This is a genomic window from Prevotella illustrans (genome assembly GCF_017426725.1).
Classification (GTDB): domain Bacteria; phylum Bacteroidota; class Bacteroidia; order Bacteroidales; family Bacteroidaceae; genus Prevotella; species Prevotella illustrans.
Map to the genome: position 1 here is coordinate 1 of NZ_JAERMS010000043.1, position 21,570 is coordinate 21,570.

14 protein-coding genes are annotated in these 21,570 nt (G+C 45.0%); 13 read left to right on the top strand and 1 reads right to left on the bottom strand.

Going from position 1 to position 21,570, the window contains the following annotated elements; all coding sequences use genetic code 11:
- Window positions 1-258 precede the first annotated feature (258 nt).
- From JHU38_RS10630 to JHU38_RS10645, 4 genes are all read left to right on the top strand, one after another.
- The gene (locus JHU38_RS10630; RefSeq protein ID WP_107582851.1) at window positions 259-2,382 is read left to right on the top strand and encodes a Tex family protein; all 2,124 of its coding nucleotides are present in this window, start codon (window positions 259-261) and stop codon (window positions 2,380-2,382) included.
- 10 nt (window positions 2,383-2,392) lie between these two features.
- Window positions 2,393-2,704: a TfoX/Sxy family protein gene (locus JHU38_RS10635; RefSeq protein ID WP_107582849.1), complete on the top strand. Its 312-nt coding sequence runs from the start codon at window positions 2,393-2,395 to the stop codon at window positions 2,702-2,704.
- 56 nt (window positions 2,705-2,760) lie between these two features.
- Window positions 2,761-4,722: an ABC-F family ATP-binding cassette domain-containing protein gene (locus tag JHU38_RS10640; RefSeq protein WP_107582848.1), complete on the top strand. Its 1,962-nt coding sequence runs from the start codon at window positions 2,761-2,763 to the stop codon at window positions 4,720-4,722.
- Between the two features lie 98 nt (window positions 4,723-4,820).
- On the top strand, window positions 4,821-6,854 hold the full coding sequence (locus JHU38_RS10645) for a M13 family metallopeptidase (RefSeq protein WP_107582846.1): 2,034 nt from the start codon (window positions 4,821-4,823) through the stop codon (window positions 6,852-6,854).
- A 180-nt stretch (window positions 6,855-7,034) separates the two neighbouring features.
- Here JHU38_RS10645 and JHU38_RS10650 read toward each other — a convergent pair whose 3' ends face one another.
- Entirely contained in the window at window positions 7,035-8,300 is a 1,266-nt protein-coding gene (locus JHU38_RS10650; protein WP_107582845.1) for a D-alanyl-D-alanine carboxypeptidase/D-alanyl-D-alanine-endopeptidase, read from the bottom strand.
- Window positions 8,301-9,115: 815 nt separating this feature from the next.
- Between JHU38_RS10650 and metA the strand changes: the two genes are divergently transcribed.
- The 9 genes from metA (at window position 9,116) to JHU38_RS10695 (ending at window position 21,460) form a co-directional block, all read left to right on the top strand.
- Window positions 9,116-10,033 (top strand): homoserine O-acetyltransferase MetA, encoded by a 918-nt coding sequence (gene metA / locus JHU38_RS10655; protein WP_107582843.1) that lies wholly within the window; start codon window positions 9,116-9,118, stop codon window positions 10,031-10,033.
- Window positions 10,034-10,145: 112 nt separating this feature from the next.
- Window positions 10,146-11,993, top strand: a complete 1,848-nt coding sequence (locus JHU38_RS10660; protein ID WP_107582841.1) for a peptidase U32 family protein — start codon at window positions 10,146-10,148, stop codon at window positions 11,991-11,993.
- An 11-nt stretch (window positions 11,994-12,004) separates the two neighbouring features.
- Entirely contained in the window at window positions 12,005-13,021 is a 1,017-nt protein-coding gene (locus JHU38_RS10665; protein WP_107583198.1) for a beta-carotene 15,15'-monooxygenase, read from the top strand.
- A gap of 172 nt (window positions 13,022-13,193) precedes the next feature.
- Window positions 13,194-14,528, top strand: coding sequence for a hypothetical protein (locus JHU38_RS10670; protein WP_232369939.1), 1,335 nt, complete (start codon window positions 13,194-13,196; stop codon window positions 14,526-14,528).
- Between the two features lie 5 nt (window positions 14,529-14,533).
- Complete coding sequence (locus JHU38_RS10675) at window positions 14,534-14,977, top strand: hypothetical protein (protein ID WP_107582837.1); 444 nt, start codon at window positions 14,534-14,536, stop codon at window positions 14,975-14,977.
- A 92-nt stretch (window positions 14,978-15,069) separates the two neighbouring features.
- Complete coding sequence (locus JHU38_RS10680; protein ID WP_107583196.1) at window positions 15,070-16,554, top strand: hypothetical protein; 1,485 nt, start codon at window positions 15,070-15,072, stop codon at window positions 16,552-16,554.
- Window positions 16,555-16,584: 30 nt separating this feature from the next.
- A complete protein-coding gene (locus JHU38_RS10685) occupies window positions 16,585-20,061 on the top strand; it encodes a hypothetical protein (protein ID WP_107582835.1) in 3,477 nt (1,158 codons plus the stop codon).
- A 15-nt stretch (window positions 20,062-20,076) separates the two neighbouring features.
- Window positions 20,077-20,637 (top strand): chorismate mutase family protein, encoded by a 561-nt coding sequence (locus JHU38_RS10690; RefSeq protein WP_107582833.1) that lies wholly within the window; start codon window positions 20,077-20,079, stop codon window positions 20,635-20,637.
- Between the two features lie 73 nt (window positions 20,638-20,710).
- Window positions 20,711-21,460 carry a hypothetical protein gene (locus tag JHU38_RS10695; RefSeq protein WP_146157026.1) on the top strand — a complete coding sequence of 250 codons (750 nt, stop codon included), beginning with the start codon at window positions 20,711-20,713 and terminating at the stop codon, window positions 21,458-21,460.
- Window positions 21,461-21,570: the final 110 nt, after the last annotated feature.

Genomic DNA, 21,570 nt, shown 5'->3' on the forward strand with positions numbered 1-21,570 from the left:
AAGGCAATTCCGAAAGGATATCTATGCTATTTAAGTTTTACCGGACAGCAATAATCGGGAATAGACATTCCATTTCTGATGGAAAAAGCAGTAGGCTGCTTCTATGCTGTCCTTGGTTATCATATTCAAAAAGATGATTACGGTGCAAAAGTATGATAATCTTTTTGATTGGGCAAAGCCGTCACTTTATTTTCGGGCATTCTCTGTATTACGACTAATTTTTATAACTTTGTCTCTCGATAATAAAAAAAAAGCAAGATGAATATTTTTACAAATATGATAGCACGGCAACTGCAACTTGCCGACCGGCAGGTTGACAATACGTTGCAGTTGTTGGACGAAGGTTGCACCATTCCTTTTGTTGCCCGTTACCGCAAGGAGCGTACAGGCTCTTTGGATGAAGTGCAGATACAACAGATTAGCGAACTTCACGATAGGCTGAAAGATATAGCAAAGCGCAAGGAGACGGTGGTTAAGACCATTACTGAACAAGGCAAGATGACGGCCGACTTGCGACAGCGCATTGATAATTGTTGGGACGCCACCGATCTGGAAGATATTTATCTGCCTTTCAAGCCCAAGCGTCGTACCAAGGCCCAAATCGCTCGGGAGCAAGGACTCGAACCATTGGCAACTATCCTTATGATGCAGCGCGAGCAGAATCCTTTTAAGCAGGCAGAACGCTTTGTGAAAGGAGAGGTGAAAGATACCGAAGCAGCTATCAAGGGTGCACAGGACATCATTGCCGAGATGATGAGCGAGGATGAGCAGACACGCCAGCAAGTGAGAAGCGCTTTTAAGCGTAGTGCGGTAATCACTTCGAAAGCAGTCAAGGCAAAAAGTCAGGGCGATGAAGCCCAGAAATATTCCGATTATTTTGATTTCAGCGAACCGCTCAAGCGTTGCACCGGCCATCGCTTATTGGCTATGCGACGCGGGGAGAATGAAGGTTTTCTTCGAATTAGTATCGATATAGACGAAGAAGACAGCACCAATCGTATCAAACGCCGCTATGTTCATGGCTTTGGCAAATGCCAACAGCTGGTGGGCGAGGCTGTTGACGACGCCTTCAAACGTCTTGTCAAGCCCTCGATTGAAACAGAGTTTAGCAACAGCAGTAAGGAGGCGGCTGACGACGAAGCGATTCATGTATTTACGGAGAATCTTCGGCAGTTGCTTTTGGCGGCCCCTCTTGGGCAGAAACGTGTGATGGGCGTTGACCCGGGAATCCGCACGGGCTGCAAGGTGGTGTGTCTGGACGCGCAGGGCGAATTACTTTTCCACACGGTAGTATTTGCCGTGGGTGATAAGGTGAAAGGTGATGCGTTGAACAAGTTTATAGAGATTGTCCGCAAGTTTAATGTAGAAGCCATTGCCGTGGGCAACGGAACGGCCGGCCGAGAGACGACGGACATCCTGCGACAGATCAAAGAAATTCCTACTTATGTGGTGAGTGAGGACGGCGCCTCCATCTATTCCGCGTCGAAAATTGCGCGCGAAGAATTCCCCAATGAAGACGTGACGGTGCGTGGTGCCGTTTCGATCGGTCGCCGGCTGATGGATCCTTTGGCTGAATTGGTCAAGATAGATCCGAAGAGCATCGGGGTAGGACAATACCAGCACGACGTGAATCAAGCCAAGTTGAAGCGTTCGCTCGATATGACGGTGGAGAGTTGCGTGAATCAAGTCGGTGTCAATCTCAATACGGCTTCGAGCCACTTGTTGACCTATGTCAGTGGACTTGGCCCGACTTTAGCGCGGAATATCGTGGATTATAGGCGTGAAAACGGCGCTTTCACTTCTCGGGCGCAGCTGAAGAAGGTGCCTCGGCTGGGCAATGTGGCCTATCAGCAATGCGCAGGCTTCCTCCGTCTACCCAACGCCAAGAATCCGCTTGACAATTCCGCGGTTCATCCGGAAAGTTATCACATTGTGGAACAAATGGCAAAAGGCTGCGGTTGTTCCGTAGCAGAACTCATACAAGATAAGCAGAAGCAAAAAGCGATAGACATCAAGCGATATGTAACAGCCGATGTCGGAATCCCAACTTTGACCGATATCATGCAGGAACTGGAAAAACCGGGACGCGACCCACGTGAGCAACTCGAGGAGTTTGCCTTTGATGAGCATGTACACACCGTTGATGATCTTATTGAAGGTATGGAGCTGCCCGGCATCGTCACCAATATTACGAATTTCGGAGCCTTTGTCGACATCGGTGTGCATCAGGACGGATTGGTGCATATTTCGCAACTGGCCAATCGGTTTGTGAGCGATCCTAACGAAGTGGTCAAGCTGCATCAGCACGTCTTTGTAAGAGTGGTGGAGGTAGACCGCCAGCGTCGCCGTATCGCTTTGAGCATGAAGCAAGTTAATTTATAAACATATTTTTATGGCAAGCAATCCCGATTTTGTTCAGTATGTGGCAGACCAGTGTGCCGCAGCAGGTGACATCATGACCCGAAAGATGTTTGGCGACTATGGCATTTACTGTCATGGCAAGATTTTCGGCCTTATTTGTGACGATAAGCTTTATATTAAACCGACGGAAGCCGGCCGAAAGCTTCTCAGGACGGTTGAACTCAGACCGCCTTATCAGGGTGCTAAAGATTATTTTTATATATCGGATGTCGACGATCATGAGTGGTTGTCGGCTTTGGTAACGGCCACTTGTAAGGAGTTGCCTGTACCCAAAAAGCGTTGATTCTTTTGGCTATATCGCCTGTTTGCCGTACTTTTGCAAGGAATATAGATTTTTTTATGATTTCCATCGAAGGATTAAAAGTAGAGTTTGGGGTAAAACCATTGTTCCGTGATGTGAGTTTTGTTGTCAACGACCGCGATCGTATAGCGTTGGTAGGGAAGAATGGTGCCGGAAAGTCTACGTTACTCAAGATATTATGTGGTTTACAAAAGCCTACGAAAGGTAATGTTGCCGTGCCCAACGACACGACAATCGGTTATCTGCCGCAGGTTATGAAGTTGCAGGACGACACGACCGTGAAGGAAGAGACCCGCAAGGCCTTTGCCGACAACACCAAGTTGCAGTCTCGTTTGGAACGAATGCAGCAGGAGATGGCCGACCGTACCGACTACGAAAGTGATTCTTATGCCCAATTGGTAGAGAAGTTCACGCAGGAACATGAGCGTTATATGATGATGGGTGGTGAGAATTACGAAGCAGAAATTGAGCGCACACTCATCGGTCTTGGCTTTGAGCGTACGGATTTCGATCGTCCCACCAACGAGTTTTCGGGTGGTTGGCGAATGCGTATCGAACTGGCCAAGATCTTATTGCGCCGTCCCGACGTCTTGTTATTAGACGAACCCACTAATCATCTTGATATAGAAAGTATTCAATGGCTTGAGCAATTTCTGGCTCAAAGCGCCAAGGCGGTTGTGCTGGTTAGCCACGACCGTGCTTTTATTAACAATGTAACCAATCGTACACTTGAGATAACTTGTGGTGGGGTAGAGGACTATCGTGTCAGCTACGACCAGTACGTGGTGCTCCGGAAAGAGCGCCGTGAGCAGCAGTTACGGGCCTACGAGAACCAGCAGAAGGAGATAGCCGACATCAAAGCCTTCATAGACCGATTCCGCTATCAGGCCACCAAGGCCGTGCAGGTGCAGCAACGTATCAAGCAACTTGAAAAGATAGTGCCCATAGAGGTTGACGAAGTGGACAACAAAGTGATGCATCTGAAGTTTCCGCCTTGTCTTCGCGCCGGTGATTACCCCGTTATCTGTGACGAAGTGCGCAAGGATTACGGTTCCCATACTGTTTTCGATCATGTCACTTTCACCATCAAACGAGGCGAAAAAGTGGCTTTCGTCGGCAAGAACGGTGAAGGAAAGTCTACGCTTGTGAAATGTATCATGGGCGAGATACCCTTTGCAGGCTGTTTGAAGATAGGCCACAACGTCCAGATAGGTTATTTTGCGCAGAACCAAGCTCAGTTATTGGAGGAGGATATCACTATCTACGACACCATCGATCGGGTGGCAACGGGCGATATGCGCCTTAAAATCAACGATATGTTGGGCGCTTTTATGTTCGGTGGAGAAACGTCTGAAAAGAAGGTGAAGGTGCTTAGTGGGGGTGAACGGAGTCGTCTGGCCATGATCAAATTGCTGTTGGAGCCCGTCAATCTCTTAATTCTTGATGAGCCTACCAACCATTTGGACATGCCTTCCAAGGACGTGTTGAAAGAAGCTATCAAGGCTTTCGACGGCACGGCGATTATCGTAAGCCACGATCGAGAGTTTCTCGACGGGCTTGTAGACAAGGTTTATGAGTTCGGCGGTGGCAAGGTGCGTGAGCATTTAGGTGGCATCTATGACTATCTGCATGCTCATCGGGCCGAGAATATTGATGCGGCACTGAGCTTGGTTAGTCAGAAAACAGACACAACGGCGGCTCAGCCAACAGTCGGTTCCGCCTCTACAGCAACAGAATCGGCCGGTAAACAAAACTACGCGGAGCACAAGGAGCAACAAAAGAAGATTCGTAAAGCCGAGAAAGCCGTGAAGGACTGCGAGGGCCGCATTGCCAAGCTGGAAAGCCGGAAGGCCGAAATCGACGCCTTGCTCTGCAATCCCGAGAATGCTTCCAATATGGATTTGATTTCCGAATATACCGCACTGATGCGGCAGTTGGATAAGGAGAATGAAGATTGGTTCGCGTTCTCCGAGGCTTTGGAAGCCGTTCAGAAACAGTGATTTTTATTCTTTTTTGCCGTGTTTCGTACACGGCGGTTTTTCTATTGTTATTCCCTAATTGATAAATAGAACGTTTAATCAATATAATTTTAACAACAATGAACATGAAAACGATGATTCCGATGATGGCGATGGTTGCCATGCCGCTTGGCGGTGTAGCCCAAAATAAGTCGGGATTGAAGATGCAGAACCTCGACAAAACTGCGAGTCCTGCGGAGAATTTCTATCAGTTCGCAACCGGTGGATGGCAAAAGAACAATCCGCTTCCTGCTGCTTACAGCCGTTTCGGAAGTTTCGACCAGTTGCAAGAGGACAACAACAAGCGTATTAACACGATCCTTGGCGAACTCCAGAAGAAGAAGTTCAAGGCGGGAACGACCGAACAGAAGCTGTCTGACTTCTACAAGCAGGCCCTCGATGTGGAACGCCGCAACAAGGAAGGCTATGCGCCCGTGAAGCCGCTGCTCGACGAGATAGAGGCTGCCAATACGAAAACCGCGCTCAAAGCAGTGCAGTTGAAGTACCCGTATTTGGGCCTTGGCGAGAGCTATGGTTCAGGATTCAGTGCTGATGAGAAGAATGTGACGATGAATATTCTTAATATCGGACAGGGTGGACTGACGCTTGGCCAGAAAGATTATTACGTTAATAACGACGAAGCGACCGTTCAGATTCGAGAGGCTTTCAAGAAATACCTTGTTAAGATGTTCCGTCTCTACGGCTTCTCTGAGGCTGTGGCCGAGCAGAAAATGCAGGCCGTGTTCCTGCATGAGACCATGTTGGCGCTCGTATCGAAGAGCATGACCGAGTTGCGCGACCCGCAGGCTAATTACAACAAGATGACGCTGAAGGAATTTCAGACCAACTATCCTAACATCAATCTGGAGCAATCGCTGAACGCGCAGGGCGTGAAGAGCGACTATCTTAAAGAGATTGTAGTGGGACAGCCCAGTTTCATGATGGGACTTGATAAGATTATCGGTGCCGAAAACGCAGAAACGATGAAGGCAGTGATGGAGTGGGATTTGATTAGCAGTTCATCCAGCTATCTGAGTGATGAGATTCGTGAAGCCAACTTCGACTTCTTTGGCCGCACAATGAGTGGTCGCAAGGAAGATTACCCTCTCTGGAAGCGTGCCACCAATCAAGTGGAGAGCGTCATGGGCGAAGCGTTGGGCAAGATGTATTGCGAGCGTTATTTCCCCGCCTCTTCCAAGAAGATGATGGAACAGCTCGTGCGCAACTTGCAAATCAGCCTCGGCCAGCGCATCGACGCGCAGACCTGGATGAGCGACACGACGAAGGCGGCCGCGCACAAGAAGTTGGATAAGTTCTACGTAAAGATTGGTTATCCCAACAAATGGACCGACTATAGCAAGCTCGACATTGACCCTGCCAAGTCGTTTTACGAGAATGTGCTGGCATGTCGTGAGTTTGCCATCAAGAAAGCCATCGAGGAAAAGGCCGGCAAGCCTGTCGACAGAGATGAATGGCTGATGACTCCGCAAACCGTCAACGCTTACTACAATCCGACGACTAATGAAATTTGCTTCCCGGCCGGCATTCTCCAGTATCCGTTCTTCGATCCGAAGGCCGACGAGGCCTTCAACTATGGTGCCATCGGCGTGGTGATCGGTCACGAGATGACTCATGGTTTCGATGACCAAGGCCGTCAGTACGACGCCGACGGCAACATGAAGGACTGGTGGACGGCCAACGACGCCAAGGGATTCAATGAGCGTGCCGACCTCTATGCCAACTTCTTCGACGCCATCGAAGTGCTACCCGGACTCCACTCCAACGGCCGTTTCACGCTGGGCGAGAACCTGGCTGACCACGGTGGTTTGCAGGTAGCTTTCAACGCGTTTGAGAATGCCACGGCCAAGAAGCCGCTGAAGAATCTTGACGGCTTCACACCCGAGCAGCGTTTCTTCCTGGCTTATGCCGGCGTTTGGGGACAGAATATCACCGACCAGGAAATTCGCAACCGCGTGAAGCGTGATCCTCATGCCTTGGGTAAGTGGCGTGTGAATGGAGCCTTGCCACATATCGACGCATGGTACAAGGCCTTTAACGTGAAGAAGGGTGATAAATTGTATATCCCCGAAAGCGAACGTCTCCAGCTCTGGTAATTTCCAGACTGCCTAAAAATAACAAACGCGTATTTCCAAATGATTTTGTGGAAGTACGCGTTTGTCTTTTTCTCATTTCGGTGATTTCAAGATAGAACCTATAATCTTTTGAATCGAACCAATCGGGAGTGTTCTATAAACACTTACAATTACTTTTTACCCGTTTACTTTTTTACTCTTTCACCTTTTTACTTTTCCATCCTTTGGTTTTTCCACCATGGCTTCGCACAACTTGCGTTGCAACACCCGTGCGTCGAGTACCGACATATCGGTGTCCATAATGGCGAAGGCCAGCAGGTGTCCGTTGCTTCCTTCGCAGTAGCCAGCTAGCGAACTGATACCATAGGGGTGGGAGAGCGTGCCCGTCTTTGCCCGGATTTTGCCTCGGGTTTTGGGATTAGCCATCTCGCGCCGCATCGTTCCGTCAACGCCGGCGATGGCCAGTTGACTTCGCAACAGCCTGTAGATGGGCTTGTGTTGATAGCCGTAGCGCAGCACGGTGGTGAGCGCCTGGGGCGAAAGATAGTTATAAGTACAGAGGCCGCAACCATCGTGGATGACGAGAGTTGTGTCCTGCAGCCCAAGTTCTTCGCGCATGAATTTCTTCAGATAGGCCACACCGGCAGCCGTGTAGTTGCCCTTGGGGCTGACCTTATGCCCAATGGTGTAGAGCATGGACGTGGCTTGCGTGTTGGAACTGTTCTTCCACATGCGTTCGGTCACTCGGTTAATGGAGCGGTAGAAGCGGAAAATGCAGTGCGAACCTTTGGGCAACTGCGCCATGACGAGCTGCGCGTCGGTCACGGCAATGCCCTGATTGCGCAGCACAGCCTTAAATTCTCGCTTCACACGGTCGGTACCTTTGTAGAAAATACCATAACGAGAGAACGACAAATCCCAAGGATACCAGTGCGGTTCGCTCTTCACGGGTTCGTGCAGAAGCAGGTCGAGATAGACATTACCTTTCACGTGCTTAATGCCTTTGCGTCGCAAGGCCTCGGCAAACATCTTTAGATCGGGCCCGTCGAGTTGCGGATCCAGACCGGCCTTTAGCGTTACGTTGCCCACGAGCGTATCTTTCACCATGTGCCCCTGCGTATAGATGGATGTGACATAGCGATATTTCGTGCCTAATAAGTGCAGTCCGGCCACACCGCTCAATAGTTTCATGCACGAGGCCGACGACTGCGCCTCGTTTTCGTTATAGCCATAGACCGGTTTGTCGGCCGTCAGGTCGTAGACGTGAAAGCCAAAGTTGCCCTTGGGGCGTGGCTTTTGGGCGAAGTCAGCAAGTCGACTTCGTAGCGCGTTATCTATTTTTATAGAATTTTGAAGAGGTTGTTTGTTGTCTTTTCCCGTATTCTTGCTTCCGTTCCCGCAGGCCATGAGCAAGGGGAGAGTCAGCAAAAGAACGAGATGTTTTTTAGTATATAGCGTCGATTTCATTATTCTTTTAGAGATTTAATGACGACAAAGGTACTGATTTCTTTTTGATTCACTTCTTTGTTGTAAAACTAAAAAGCCTCATTTGTGAACGGACGTTGTCGGTGGTTATTTAAAAGCAACGCGAATCTGTAAGTACCACATTGGTTATAGTAGATTATGGCTTGAGTCGCATTGACAAACAAATCTTATTTATTATGTGTTAAAACATTTGAAGAATCTTTACAGCAATCTCATAAATGTGTGCGTTTTTTCCCGCAAAAGATTTTTTGCCGGCAAATATGCGAGTATTTCGTGATTCTATATCTATTTGAAAATCAGTATTTTATATTTTTAGGGTATTTCTTTCTTCGCTTTTATGGCCTGAAAATTATGCTTTTACACTCTGTTTGTGGCCCTTTTGCATGGTCAAAGGGATGCTTTTGACTGCTAATAGCTATGCTTTTACCTGCTCGAAGCATAGCAATCGGGGCTGCTTTTATAGCTTTAGCGTGGTAATCTCTACTTTTTCGACTCCTTCTCGTTCTAAATTGAGCGATTCAGAAATGTTAAAATCCCCTCGCCTTTCTTGACAAAAAAACAGGATAAAATGTGAGGTGAGCGCGCATTTTTTTGACATAAAGACAGAAATACATATTTTGGGGTGATAAGACATAAGGCCCGCAAGCGGCCGAAAAGATACATTTAAGTTTGCATCTTCCTCTAATAACCTGCTCAAACTCTTTGTGTTTGATAATAATATGAAAGGTTTAAAGTAGGGCGATAATTCTTTTTTCTCGCTGATATTCATTATATTTGCATCGAATTTTATAGAGACTATGCCATTACGTTTACCCGATAAACTACCTGCTATCGAACTCCTGAAAAAGGAAAACATATTTGTGATGGACGATACAAGGGCTCATACCCAAGATATTCGTCCATTGAAAATTGTGGTATTGAACCTCATGCCGCTGAAGATAACAACGGAAACGGACTTGATTCGCTTGCTGTCGAATACGCCATTGCAGATGGAGATATGCTTCATGAAGCTGAAAAGTCATACGCCGAAGAATACGCCTGTAGAGCACATGATGATGTTTTACAAGGATTTTGATGAGTTGAGGCTGCAGAAGTTTGACGGTATGATTATCACGGGAGCTCCCGTGGAGCAAATGCCGTTTGAAGAAGTGAACTATTGGAAGGAAGTGACGACGATTTTTGATTGGGCCCGTACTCATGTGACGAGTACGCTTTATATCTGTTGGGCGGCACAAGCCGGACTATATCACTTCTATGGTGTGCCCAAGCATCCGCTGCCGAAAAAGAAATTCGGTGTATTTCAGCAGCATCCGATCAATCAACAATTGCCGATATTCCGTGGCTTTGATGATGTGTTCTACATGCCGCATAGCCGGCATACGGAAGTGAGGCGTGAGGATATAGAGCATGTAGACGGACTGACGATTATTTCTGAGTCGTCGGAGAGTGGCGTGAGCATTGTAATGGCTCGCAATGGGCGTGAGTTTTTCATCACAGGCCACTTGGAATACGCGCCCAACACGCTGGATATAGAGTATCGGCGAGATCTCGGCAAACGCAATGATGTAGAGATGCCGCAGAATTACTATCGTGGAGACGACCTCGTTAATGGGCCTGTCGTGACTTGGAGGTCGTCCGCTAATCTTTTTTATAGCAACTGGATAGACTATTATATTTATCAAGAAACTCCGTATGATATTAACGCAATTCGGTAGTGAGATTAAGAGATTAAAACAGAAATATTGCAGTATCGAAGCCTGAATTTAGGAGGGCTTAGGAATCATTTTGTCTCGTCATCTTTTTATCTTTTAATCTTTTATATTGCACATGAAATCTCTTGAACTTTTAGCTCCTGCCAAGAATTTGGAATGTGGTATAGCAGCCATTGATCATGGTGCTGATGCCGTGTATATAGGTGCCGGTAAGTTTGGTGCTCGGGCAGCAGCAGGCAATTCCGTCGAAGATATAGGTGAGTTATGCCGCTATGCGCACCGGTTTGGCGCTCGTGTTCACGTGACGGTGAATACAATCGTTTACGAGCATGAGATGGAGGACACGATGGCTTTAATGAAGCAATTGGATCAAGTCGGGGTGGACGCCTTGCTTCTGCAAGACATGGGCGTGCTGTCCGGAATCATAGAAGAAATGCCCGACCGCCATTTTCAATTACATGCCAGCACGCAGTGTGACAGCCGCAGCGTAGAGAAAGTGAAGTGGCTTCATTCGTTGGGATTTCAAAGAGTGGTGCTGGCTCGTGAGCTGTCGGCAGAAGAGATTGCTCGGATTCATGCGGCACAGCCCGACGTAGAGTTGGAAGCATTTGTGCATGGCGCGCTATGCGTAAGTTATTCGGGAGTTTGCTATGCGTCACAGTATTGTTTTCATCGTTCAGCCAATAGGGGAGAATGTGCCCAGTTCTGTCGTATGAAGTTTGATTTGTCAGATTCTGACGGACACGTAATCGAGCGTCAACGCTATTTGCTCAGTCTGAAAGACATGAACCGGATAGATAGTTTGAAGGAGTTGGTCGATGCAGGAGCCTGTTCATTTAAGATTGAAGGACGCCTGAAAGATGTGGCTTACGTGAAGAATGTGGTTTCGGCTTATAGCCAACGACTGGATAAGATTGTAGCGGAGAATCCGAAAGACTATTGCAGAGCTTCATGCGGACAGGTGGAATATCACTTTGAACCGAATCTGCAAAAAACGTTCAATCGCGGTTTTACCTCCTATTTCCTCCATGGACGCCAGACTGATATCGCCAGTTTTGATACGCCCAAGGCGATGGGAGAATATGTAGGTATGGTAAAGAAAATACGAGGTAATAGCTTTAATGTGGCCGGAACGGCTACATTTGCGAATGGAGATGGTCTTTGTTTCATCAATGCGGAACATGAATTGGAAGGTTTTAGAGTGAATAAAGCGGTGGGTAATCGTTTGTTTCCAATGCGTATGCCTGAACACCTGAAGCCCGGAACCGGACTATATCGCAACAATGATGAAGCGTTTGAAAAGCTAATGGCTGGAAAGACGGCCGAGCGAAAGATAAATCTGACGATGGCGTATGGCCTGACGGATAATGGCTTTTGGCTGGCCGCGGGCAAGCATAAGGCAACAGTAGTATTTGAACACCAACCGGCGCAGAAGCCACAGACGGAGAATATCAACAGGCAATTGACAAAATTGGGTAATACGCCTTACCGCTGTGAGCGTATAGAAATTGTTGACGAAGCCGACAAATACTTCATTCCAAGTAGTTTGTTGGCTGATTTGCGTCGTGAATTGATAGAGCAATTGCAGACCGATGCAGAGCGGACGGGCGTAGCAGTGGCCCTTACGGATAAGAATGGTGTGAAACCAAACTTGACTTGGCAACCGGAATATAGCAAATATCCTTATTTGTATAATATTGCCAATGAGTCTGCGGTAAAATTCTATGAACAAGAGAACTTGAAAGATGTGGCGCCTGCTTACGAAGTGGATGGTAATGTTGCCAATCATTTGGTGATGCAGTGCAGGCATTGCATACGCTATTCGCTGGGCTTCTGCGTAAAACGGGGAGGTCGAAAGCCTACTTGGCGTGAACCCCTGTTTCTCACTTTGGGTGACGGACGTAGGTTTCGACTCGAATTTAAGTGTGATGAATGCCAGATGAATATTTACGTAGCCAAATAGAAAGGATGGATATGAGTATAAAGTCGGCGCGAGGAATTATATATATAATAATGTGTATGGTGATGACGGGTATGTTTGCTTCGTGCTATCACAAACCGGCTATCCGCCATGGGAACGTCATGCCGTATAGTGAGCACCAGCAAGATTCGTTGACCTTTCAGGCTACTCATCACTATACGAATAATTTCAATTTCATTGTCAGCAAGGATACGCTGGAACTGATGCGCCAGCAACCCGAGGAAATTCAGTCAGGATTAGCGATAGATACCATTAAGGTGTTTAAGCACAACCATCTGGTTGTTGCGGATATTAGGATTCTGAAAAATGATTCGTTGGCAAATGCTGATTCGGTATGGGTGCAACTGGCCCGTGATCAGGAAACTTTTGGATGGATTCAGGAAAGCAGATTGTTGCCGGCTGTGGTACCTGACGATCCTATTTCGCAGTTTATCAATACTTTTTCCAATGTTCATTTACTGATTTTTCTTGTCATCATCAGTCTCATCAGTGTAGTTTACATGACCCGAAAACTGATGCGTCAGAATGCGAGTATCGTACATTTTAGGGATATCAGTTCGTTCTATCCCACCTTATTGTGTGTTGTTGTGGCGGCTTCGGCAACCTTTTATGCCAGTATTCAGATGTTTGCGCCGGAGACATGGCGGCATTTTTATTTCCATCCGACGCTGAACCCCTTCTCTGTTCCCTTGATTCTGGGCATATTCCTTATATCCGTTTGGGCGATACTGATTATAGGGCTTGCGGCTGTCGATGATGTTCGGCATGAGTTGCCATTTGGAGAAGCCGTGATGTATCTGTGTGGTTTGGTTGCCGTATGTGCCGTGGATTATATCGTATTCAGTATTTCCACCTTATATTATATAGGCTATGTATTATTGGTAGCATACGTTGTATTTGCGCTTCGGCAGTATTTTCGTAATCATCGGGTGGTTTATCAATGTGGAAATTGCGGTGCGACCTTGCGTCGGAAGGGCAGATGTCCTCATTGCGGCATCTTCAATGACTGAGGAAACGGCTACAGACACATTCATGTTTTTTATGTAGGACGGTGTTGGGGGAGGACTGATACAGAACGCCTGTTTTACCATTAATTGTCCGCAAAAGGAGGATGTATAGAAAAATATTTGTAAATTTGCAACCAAAGAAACTAAGACCTTCGTCTATATTGAAATGAAAATAATGTATCGGTATATAGCGGGCTTGATGTTGGCCACTGCTTTGGTGACGGGACTGACATCTTGTTCGGGGCGTCATGCGCGTGACGGACGGGGAACTGTGGCTGGAGAGAGTTCGATGGTGGATTACACGAAGAAGAAACCTCTGCGGGTGAAGTTCTATTTAGAGCGTTCAGGCAGTATGATAGCCTATGATTCGCCACGTGGAGACGGTTCTTTTAAGGCGGCCATTGTTACCATGTTGAATAATCTGCCCGGCAAGCACAATCGTCTGTTTGTAGTGAATGATGGTATTTATCCATATCCTAAAGGCATTGACCAGTTTGTTTCGGATGGTAATATCTTTGGGACGACCAAGGGGATAGGTAATCCTTCGTATACTGATTTTAAGAAGATATTTGATAATCTGCTCAACAAGACCGGACAAGGAGAATTATCCGTATTGGTAACGGATATGATTTATAGCGTGAAAACCATGGTAGGCGTAAATCCGCAAAAGATATTTGCCGACGCGCAAGGCATGGTGAGCAGTGTGTTTAAGGAGAACGTGAAAGATAAATCGCTTCTGGTCGTACAGATGCAAGGTTCCTATAACGGACCTTATTATGCTTATGACGCTCCTGCGAAGGGTTGGAATTACGATGGTAAGCGTCCCTACTATATACTTGTATGTGGTACGAATGGGAGTTTCAGACAATTATCTCAGGACGAACGGTATGCCAAGTTCCGTGATTTTGAGGCAATGGGTGGTTTTCAGAATGAAATGCTGTTTACCGCTTATGGTCATGATAACGTGTTTGCTCCCTATTGTTCTTTCCTGATGGCTACTAAAGAAATACAAGGACGTTTCAAACCGGGACGTGAAGGCGGTAACGGTATTACGAAACTTGTTGATATGCGGCCTGATAGGGAAACGGGAAAATTGCGGTTGGCCTTGGCTGTTGATTTGGCGGGGATGATGATGTCCGAAACTTATCTGCAAGATCCGAAGAACTATAGAGTTGCGAGTGATGACCAAGTCACAATTCGGGAAATAAGGAAGGTGACAGAACGTGACCGAACGCCGGCAGAGAAGAAATATATCGGACAAGCCACGCATATCATGATTCTTGAAATAGACGAAATCCATCACCATCAGAATGTAGAAATATCGCTGAAGAAAGCATTCCCCAACTGGATTGCGTCGTCGTCTACGGATGATGATACAAATAGGCAAAGCGGTTTGTTTGGTAAGCAGACTTTCGGATTGAAGTATCTGTTAAAAGGTATTGACGAGGCTTATACAAGAGTGAGTGATCAGCCTTATTATTTTACTTTAAGTTTAAGATTTGAAAAATAACAACGATGAAGAATGCTATATTATTGATTACTGGAGCTGTTATTACATTATTGTTTTTACTGTTTGCGGTACCCTTGTTTGAAAGCATGTACTACGAGCGCGAGTTCTCTAATGAAATGTTCAATGAAAATGTATATCTGATGATATCTGTTGTCACGGCTGTTGTTGCGTGGGGAGTTGCGGGCGTTTATTATTTTGTAATAAATAGCGTCAGGTTCTCCAGATGGTATCATTGGATGGTAATGTTAGCGATCGCAGCTTTTGTAGCACCTACTATCAATTATATTTATGCCGATAGTATTTTTACGGCTTTGGATTATGATTTCACGCATCAGTTGTGGAGTTTTGCTTCTGTCAATTTGGTGGTGGAAGTCGTGTTATTTATGGTTGCAAGTTTTTCAATGAGGTGGTGGAGCACGAATTGTCGTCATACGCCAATTCCCGAATAACGTGTTGAATAATTAATAAATTTGTGATATAAGTGAGACTGTTCTTATTTTTGGTTGGTGGAACCGGTTCGCGGGTGATGCGCCCTTTGATTATGCAGTTTGCTGCCGGAATCCATCCGCTGGATTCAGAAGGTAATCCAATGCCGTTGGAGGTCGTTCCCATTATTGTTGATCCTCACAAGGCAAATGAAGACTTGAAGCGCACGGATAATCTCATGCGCTGGTATAAGCAGATAAGATATTCAATTTACGGGGAAACCGTTGATGTTAGAAAAGGTTTCTTCTCTGTCAAGATATCTACATTGAGCGATATTATTCCTGTAGGAACGAACCTTTCGGATAGTTTTCTGTTTAATTTAGGATCGATTGCTTCAAAGAAATTTCAGGATTTTATCTCGTATAGTACATTAGACACGGCTAATCAGGCGTTGTGCTCGATGATGTTCTCTGATTACCAACTCGATACGAAGATGGATATAGGCTTTGTTGGAAGTCCTAATATCGGCAGTATCGCTTTGAATCAGTTTAAGGATAGCGAAGAGTTTAAGCAATTTTCGAATGTTTTTCAGAAGACCGATCGTATATTTGTTGTGAGCAGTATATTTGGTGGAACGGGAGCTGCCGGCTATCCGATAATTGTCAAAAATATACGCAATGCCGGCAACAATGCACAGATAAATAATCGTGGAGATTTAAGAGACGCAAAGATAGGAGCACTTACGGTGTTGCCATATTTTAATGTGCAGCAAGATGAAAACAGTCCGATATCGCGTGCCGATTTTATATCAAAGACCAAATCGGCACTTTTCTATTATCATGACAATCTGACGGGATTGAGAAGGCATGGCGTAGACTTGCAGGAATCTAAGGTAAACGCATGCTATTATTTAGGTGATGAGATTCCAAGTAATCCCTACTTTAATGATCCTGGTGAGAATGGTCAGCGTAATGATGCCCATGTGGTAGAATATGTTGGGGCTTTGGCTGTTCTGGATTTTCTCCAGATACCTGACCAGCAACTTGAAACGGTCGAAGGCTATGCGCAGAATCCAATTTACAAGGAGTATGGCTTGGCGAATAATAAGTTGACGCTTAATCTGAAGGACTTTGGACTTCCCACACGGCTGTTTGTAAACAAGCAGCTGATAAAATTTCATTTGGCTTATTTATATTTAACTTACCAACTCAAGGAAGACTTAGGCCGAGGATATACGCTTGATAAACCTGAAATATCAAAAGGATTTTTGGTAACATCGTTCTTCAGTACATTAACCAGTGATTTCTTTGTTGGTTATATGACATGGCTTAAAGAACTCAGAGCCAATCAAAGAAGTTTCATGCCGTTTAATTTGAAGGCTACAAATTTGAGTGACAGTATCAATGAAGTAGAAGCAAAGGCAGGATTTTTAAAGTCGAAGATAGATTATAAGTCTGTGCTGTCGACCATGAACAAGCTTAGTCAACAATATGCTAAAATAGGGAAGTATGGAACTGATAAGGTGATCTTTAAATTAATGGATTTATTGGATGAAACCTTTGAGAAACTGGTAGATGAAAAGTTTAATTCTATAGTTTAATTCTTTGAGTAGTATTCCAAGATTTTTATAATGTCAAAGATATTTTCATATAACAAGAAAACGACTGGTGAAGGATGGATTTCGCTCAATAGCCAGTATAATGCGGATGAGATAGACATGATTGCCGATCCTAATGGTGGTCTGTCGCAAAAACCTCGTACGGCAATTCCATCACCTTTCGCCCAAATGGATTTAGTGAAGAATGCGTTCAGGCGCCTGTCTATGCACCGAAATCTGCAGGGAGAAGCGATGGATGAGAAACTGGTAGCCAATGCCTTGGATGTAGCCCAACTTTTCTTTAATTATTCGGAACATAAGAATTATCTTCAATTGGTAGAATGGAACCGAGATGTAGAACTGGAAAAGTTGAAAAGTCAGCCGGAGCATAAGCTGTTAGGAGAAACGATTGAGATGTTCTTGGAGCAAGATAAGGAAGCGTTTAACTTTGACAGAATGGACCATGTATATTTTCTATTTTATGGAAATAGAGTGGTGGGATCGACGTCTCCCGTTTCTGTCTTTATGGCTTCACCCAACGCAGAACAAGGTAACATCATGATTCCTGTTGAGCAGAACGTGAATTTGTTTGATTTGTGGCGACCGTTGTATGTCAGAAATGAGAAGTTCATCCTTTATGTATATGCTCTGTTTGCGGCTTATCCCCAATTGAAGAAACTTTGTGGAGAGGTGAATAGTTACCTGATAACAAACTTTGACCTCTTGAAACCGGATTTGCAAAAGTCCATCTTGGAGAATATTGGTAATCCTTCAGCCATGGACTTAGACCAGGTGGATAAAGCAATGGCTTTCTTGCAAAGTAGTTTTGTAAAGATGGAAGATGGCGTGCAGGTGCTTGGCTGTCCATTGTATCAGGCTCGTCAGGAAGATGTCATGCTGGAAATAGCCCAAAGCGATTTTATGGTTGAGCCAAGCAATGAGGTGGATGATGAACTGTTGCCGCTCATATTGCAGAATCATCTCAATGCTACTGTGTCTGATCCGTTTAAATATGTGTCGGGCAACTGGAATGATACAATAGAGATAAAGCCCGAAGATTATGCAATGGAGCCGGCCAAACGGACTCTTCCTGCTACAAGTCATCAATACCCATGGCTGACGGATGATGATTTCCTTCAGCCTGCATTGATAAAACTGGACTATCCGATGGATAGTGATTGTTTCTTCGATGGCAATATGATTGCTGAAACAAAAGAAGTTGATGATTGCCATTTTGTATTGCCAATTAAACCTTTATATTTTAAATATTTTAAAGTTTCAGACCTTTGGGAAACAATAGGAGGGCTACCGCGATTTGAGCTGCGTCATTCTAAAACAGGCCGGACTGAATCGGTTACGGCTATTTTAAGAATCCCTGTTAAGAAAGCCGGTCATTTCATTACCTTGAAACGAACTTATGTAACGGCTTATAATATAGATCTCTCGTTCGATCGTAAAACGAATAGAGGGGCGTTTATTACCGTTCCTTTTGCTCTTTCTATTTTTCCTTTCGTTCGTGTTTCCGGTACTAACCGCTACAATGTTCAGTTAGTAGACCGTGCTTTGGGCATGTTGGAAAACTATCATCTTTCCATATCTTTCTTTCATAATGGTTTTGCCAAAAAGCTGGGAGAAAGTGAAGTGACAGTTCGTGAGCGTAGCCGCAAAGCGGAAAAGCGGGTAGGATCACAATATTATAAGGTAACATCTGATTTTGATTATATTGGAGTACAACTGTTGAACGACAGAGGCGGATTGGCTGCCGAGGGTATGATATGTCCTAAGTGGACTGAATATGCGGCAGGGCACAGCCAGTTTACTTTTGCGGTTGATTTCGGAACGACCAATACGCACGTGGAGTGCATGTGTGATGGGCTTATGCCTGAGCCTTTACGAATCGGCGATAAGGCGAGTGAACGACTGTTGGCTACCTTATATCATGGCGAAAATTTGCTTTACGACGTGATTATCAAACAGGAATTCGTTACAAAAGAGATTGGTGACGGCTATGGTTTCCCACAGCGGACGGTATTAAGTGAGAGTGACCGACTGGATGTGGAGAATGTAGACACGATAGTGGCACTTGGCGATGCGAATATTCCTTTTATTTATGAAAAGGAAAGTGTGGGATATGGCAATCGAATTGTTCCTAATCTGAAATGGAGTACAGAGATTTCGAATGGAAAACGAGTAAAGGCTTATCTCACGGAATTGGCTCTTCTCATGCGTACCAAAGTACTTTTGGAGCATGGTGATATTGCTAAAACCCGTATGGTGTGGTTTTATCCTTTAAGTATGAAACTGGGAAATATCCGGAAACTTGAAGAGGCCTGGGCCAGAACGTTCCATGAAATATTCGAAACAGAGGCTACACCAACCAATCTTATTCAAATGCCGGAGTCTGTCGCACCTTATTATTTCTATAAGGCTTCCAGCCATTTTCGTGGTGCGGCCAGCACGGTAGCCAGTATAGATATAGGTGGAGGGTCAAGTGATGTGGTGGTTTTTGAACCTGGTGCACAACAGCCAGTGATTCTAACTTCTTTCCGTTATGCGGCCAATGTGTTGTTCGGCGATGGCTTTTCCGAAATACCTCATGGTGACAGCAATCCGATGCTGCGCAAGTATGTAGACTATTTCAAGCGATTGTTTGACGCTGATGATGATAAGTATGGCGAATTGAATGGCATTTTGGATGACATCACGTCAAAACGTAAGAGTGAAGACATAAATGCGTTTCTTTTCTCGGTCATAAATAATAAGGTGGTTGGAGGCAATGAGGTGTTCTCTTATAATCAGAGACTGAATGAAGATTCGACACTCAAGATTGTTTTTATCTATTTCTATGCGGCCTTGATCTATTATGTTGCCAAGATGATGAAGCATAGAAAACTGGAGATGCCTCGAAGTGTAATGTTTAGCGGGACAGGAAGCAAAGTGCTTGATATTATTGGCGGTCAACGGGATATTGATTTGCTTAGCCAGTCTGTCTTTGAAAATGTATATCAGCAAAAGTATGGCACGGATGGATTCTCTGTTGTGATGGAGCGAAAAGAACCGAAAGAGATTACGTGTAGAGGTGCTTTGTTGCAGGTTCGTGACCATGTCGGTAACGAAAGTGTCAGCCAACTAAACCGGCTTTTGGATAGTTTTGACAGTTCTGTGAAGTATAATTATTCCATGATTTCAAAAGAAAAACTGGTTTACGCGGATATGGATAGTACTTTGGTGCACTCTGAAATTATTGCGGAGGTAAAAAACTTTAATGCGTTTTTCCTCGCTCTTTGTGATGAGATGCACGTTTCAGATCGATTTTTGGTAGACCGAGGAGCATTCAATATATTTATAGAATATGTGAATAAGGACCTGGAACATCATTTGGCTAACGGATGGAATTTCGTTAATAAGAATAATGTAGACAGGGATGGTAACGAATTGATAGAAGATGCATTGTTTTTCTATCCCATTATCGGAAGTATTCGAGATAATTTAATAGAACATTTACAGTAAGCAAAGAGAGCGACAATGTCTGGAAAGTTTTTCAATTCTTTCTTTAAAGGTGAGGACACACCTCGTATTGATAATATCGATATGCAGCCACAGATAGATAAACTGGTGGCACAGATAGAACAAATGACAGGTAGGATAGGGCGGCTTGAGCTTCGGATCAAGGATTTGGAAAGTCAGGTCGCACGGCAGAACCAAAGGCATGAGAAAGAAGAAGCCCTGGATACCGTGCATGCTCAAGCAATGAACTCTCAAGAAGAATCTGTCAAACAATTCTATCTTTCTGCGCCCACGTCTGACGGAGTCTTTTCTTCTGTGTCAGAAAAGGAATTGGTTGGCAAGAGTATCTATGTGCTTTCTACTTGTGATGGACAGAACGGAACGTTTAGCATGTTGGCAACTCACGACGCCTTGGCAACGGCAAAGATTAGTGTTTCGCAATTCGTCAAAACCGTTTGTAAAGTTCATGGCAATATAAATACAATCCCTAAGCGTGTGGTGACAGAGGAAGAAGGCGTTGCTGTCAACACGGATGGTGAATGGCGGATGATGAAAAAGGCTGTTGTGCGTTTTGAATAATATACTTTTGTTTTCTTTTAAGTAATCCAAAAAATCCCCCGGATAGTCTCTCTATCTCATATTTTAATCCTGCATGGAAGTAAAATGTAAAAAGTGCCATTTTAAATTTCAGATTCCTGATGTGTCTGGTGTGCGCGAGTTTCATTGTGTCTGCCCACGCTGTGGCATGCCGTTTATCTACAGGATAGAGAGCGATTCTGTATCAGACGTTGAGCCGGCGGGGAGAGATTCTGACGAAAAAAATGTGTCAACATCTTCCCACGCTGTCCCGGAAACGTCATTCGCATCATCTAAACAAGACTTGCCTGATCAGGCATTTTCTTCAAATCGTCGGGTTTTAGCCCCATTGAATCGCCCACAAACGAAGGCAGGAGGTAATTTGAGGCAATATTTACAAAGACTGTTGCCTGTCATTATATTGATGGCCGTTGTAATTGTTGTTTATCGATTTGTGACTCTACGTAATGAAGCGGCACTTGACAAAGAAGTGGAAATCGTTGATGATGCAAATACCCGTCCCGAAGATATTTCAAAAATGAGTCCTGTGGACACACTTCAGGAAAGGCATTTGCAAGTTGCGCCTCATTGGATTCAGGGAAGTTGGATTCTTAAAACAGATGATTTGCTGATTACCACGACAATAAATGGGCAGCATATAGCTGAAAGGACAGATCAGGGTAAAACTTATTATGGCGTATTTTACTATCATGATGGGCAACTTATCTGTAATTTTGACGATGGGAGCGTTTCTCTCTATCGGTTAGATACTCGACAACATCGAATAATTATAGATGATATGTATATGGAAAAGGTAGAAAATTAGGGGGAAGAACAGCTCTTATTTTGTCAGAAAAAACTACCTGATTTTAACACTTCCGCAACGCTTCATCCGGCTGCCGGCACGCCGAAAAAGTCCTTCGCTTTGCCGATTTT

What these genes read in the sequence shown, in the direction of transcription:
- JHU38_RS10685 (WP_107582835.1), top strand. Translation starts at nt 16,585, where the DNA reads ATGTCAAAGATATTTTCATATAACAAGAAAACGACTGGTGAAGGATGG.
- JHU38_RS10650 (WP_107582845.1), bottom strand. Translation starts at nt 8,300, where the DNA reads ATGAAATCGACGCTATATACTAAAAAACATCTCGTTCTTTTGCTGACT.
- metA (WP_107582843.1), top strand. Translation starts at nt 9,116, where the DNA reads ATGCCATTACGTTTACCCGATAAACTACCTGCTATCGAACTCCTGAAA.
- JHU38_RS10675 (WP_107582837.1), top strand. Translation starts at nt 14,534, where the DNA reads ATGAAGAATGCTATATTATTGATTACTGGAGCTGTTATTACATTATTG.
- JHU38_RS10695 (WP_146157026.1), top strand. Translation starts at nt 20,711, where the DNA reads ATGGAAGTAAAATGTAAAAAGTGCCATTTTAAATTTCAGATTCCTGAT.
- JHU38_RS10680 (WP_107583196.1), top strand. Translation starts at nt 15,070, where the DNA reads ATGCAGTTTGCTGCCGGAATCCATCCGCTGGATTCAGAAGGTAATCCA.
- JHU38_RS10660 (WP_107582841.1), top strand. Translation starts at nt 10,146, where the DNA reads ATGAAATCTCTTGAACTTTTAGCTCCTGCCAAGAATTTGGAATGTGGT.
- JHU38_RS10640 (WP_107582848.1), top strand. Translation starts at nt 2,761, where the DNA reads ATGATTTCCATCGAAGGATTAAAAGTAGAGTTTGGGGTAAAACCATTG.
- JHU38_RS10635 (WP_107582849.1), top strand. Translation starts at nt 2,393, where the DNA reads ATGGCAAGCAATCCCGATTTTGTTCAGTATGTGGCAGACCAGTGTGCC.
- JHU38_RS10645 (WP_107582846.1), top strand. Translation starts at nt 4,821, where the DNA reads ATGAACATGAAAACGATGATTCCGATGATGGCGATGGTTGCCATGCCG.
- JHU38_RS10670 (WP_232369939.1), top strand. Translation starts at nt 13,194, where the DNA reads ATGTATCGGTATATAGCGGGCTTGATGTTGGCCACTGCTTTGGTGACG.
- JHU38_RS10690 (WP_107582833.1), top strand. Translation starts at nt 20,077, where the DNA reads ATGTCTGGAAAGTTTTTCAATTCTTTCTTTAAAGGTGAGGACACACCT.
- JHU38_RS10630 (WP_107582851.1), top strand. Translation starts at nt 259, where the DNA reads ATGAATATTTTTACAAATATGATAGCACGGCAACTGCAACTTGCCGAC.
- JHU38_RS10665 (WP_107583198.1), top strand. Translation starts at nt 12,005, where the DNA reads ATGAGTATAAAGTCGGCGCGAGGAATTATATATATAATAATGTGTATG.